Annotated in this window: 1 protein-coding gene and 1 tRNA gene; both read left to right on the top strand. The window is 62.0% G+C overall.

What is annotated here, in order from left to right; genetic code table 11:
• A partial coding sequence (lon, locus tag WCB02_RS01695; protein WP_423955665.1) for an endopeptidase La occupies positions 1-1,773 on the top strand: 1,773 nt, incomplete at its 5' end.
• A 137-nt stretch (positions 1,774-1,910) separates the two neighbouring features.
• Positions 1,911-1,987 (top strand) — tRNA-Val (locus tag WCB02_RS01690).
• The last annotated feature ends 112 nt before the right edge of the window (positions 1,988-2,099 follow it).

The following is a 2,099-nucleotide window of genomic DNA, read 5'->3' as shown; positions in this document are numbered from 1 at the left end:
ATCCGGACCCGCGTGAAGCGGCAGATGGAGAAGACGCAGCGCGAGTACTATCTGAACGAGCAGCTCAAGGCCATTCAGAAGGAGCTGGGCGAAGGCGAGGAAGGCCGCGACGAGCTGAACGAGCTCGAAGAGCGCATCCGCAAGACCAAGCTGTCGAAGGAAGCGCGCGAAAAGGCCATGAGCGAAGTCAAGAAGCTACGCTCGATGTCGCCGATGAGCGCGGAAGCGACCGTGGTGCGCAACTATCTCGATTGGCTGCTGTCGATCCCGTGGAACAAGAAGTCCAAGGTCAAGAAGGATCTGGAGGCCGCCCAGGCGGTTCTGGATGCCGATCATTATGGACTGGAGAAGGTCAAGGACCGCATCGTCGAGTATCTTGCGGTGCAGTCACGCGCCAACAAGCTGACCGGCCCGATCCTATGCCTGGTCGGACCTCCCGGTGTCGGCAAGACCTCGCTCGGCAAGTCGATCGCCAGGGCGACGGGACGCGAATTCGTCCGTGTCTCGCTCGGCGGCGTGCGCGACGAAGCAGAGATCCGCGGTCACCGCCGCACCTATATCGGCTCGATGCCCGGCAAGATCATCCAATCGATGCGGAAGGCCAAGACCTCGAACCCGCTGTTCCTGCTGGACGAGATCGACAAGATGGGCGCCGACTTCCGCGGCGACCCGTCATCGGCACTGCTCGAAGTCCTGGACCCCGAGCAGAACTCGACCTTCAATGACCATTATCTCGAGGTCGATTACGATCTGTCCAACGTGATGTTCATCACGACCGCGAATACCCTGAATATTCCGGGGCCGCTGATGGACCGCATGGAGATCATTCGAATCGCCGGCTACACCGAGAACGAGAAGGTCGAGATCGCGCGCAAGCATCTGATCCCGAACGCGCTCTCCAAGCATGGCCTGGACGTCAAGGAATGGTCGATCGACGACGATGCGCTGTTGCTGATGATCCGGCGTTACACCCGCGAAGCGGGCGTGCGCAATCTGGAGCGTGAGCTTTCGACACTCGCCCGCAAGGCGGTGAAGGAGCTGATGATCTCCAAGAAGAAGTCGGTCAAGGTCACCGAGAAGACGCTGGAAGATTTCCTGGGCGTGCCCAAGTTCCGCTTCGGCGAGATCGAGAGCGACGATCAGATCGGCATCGTCACGGGCCTGGCCTGGACCGATGTCGGTGGCGAGCTGCTCACCATCGAAGGCGTCATGATGCCCGGCAAGGGCAAGATGACGGTCACCGGCAATCTGCGGGACGTGATGAAGGAATCGATCTCGGCGGCGGCGTCCTATGTCCGCTCGCGCGCGATCGTCTACGGCATCGAGCCGCCGCTGTTCGACAGGCGTGACATCCACGTCCACGTGCCGGAGGGGGCGACGCCGAAGGACGGACCGTCGGCCGGTGTCGCGATGGCGACAGCCATCATCTCGGTCATGACCGGTATTCCGGTTCGCCATGACGTCGCCATGACCGGCGAGATCACGCTGCGCGGACGGGTGCTTCCGATCGGCGGGCTGAAGGAGAAGCTGCTCGCTGCCGCACGCGGTGGCATCAAGACGGTGCTGATCCCCGAGGACAACGCCAAGGATCTCTCGGAGATTTCCGATGCGATCAAGGGCGGGATGGAGATCATCCCAGTCGCACGCCTCGACGACGTGGTCTCGCGCGCGCTGGTGCGCAAGCCGGTACCGATCGTCTGGGAGGAAGACACCAAGGTTCCGGTCAAGCAGGAAGCCGGCGACGAAGCCGCCGGTGGCCTGACGGCGCACTGAGCCTGCCTCGCAAGTGAACGGAAGCGGCGTCCATCCCGGGCGCCGCTTTTGCTTGGGCTTACCTGGCTTTAACGGAGCCATTTCTTGAGGGCGATGGTTGCGCCAAGGGGGCACGGGGCGCTAAATAGGCGGCGCGGGGGCGGTTAGCTCAGCTGGTTAGAGCATCTCGTTTACACCGAGAGGGTCGGCGGTTCGAATCCGTCACCGCCTACCATCGGCCACATGTCCGGCCCGGATAGATGGGTAACAGATCGTACCTAAGACATAGGTGACAACCGCGTGCCGATCGGGTTGTCGAGGGGTTTCACGGTCATTTACTCCGAAGT

It is taken from the genome of Bradyrhizobium sp. (assembly GCF_049581145.1).
GTDB lineage: Bacteria > Pseudomonadota > Alphaproteobacteria > Rhizobiales > Xanthobacteraceae > Bradyrhizobium.
Note: the sequence above shows the minus strand (reverse complement) of the source record. Positions and strands in the feature narration are given on the sequence as shown.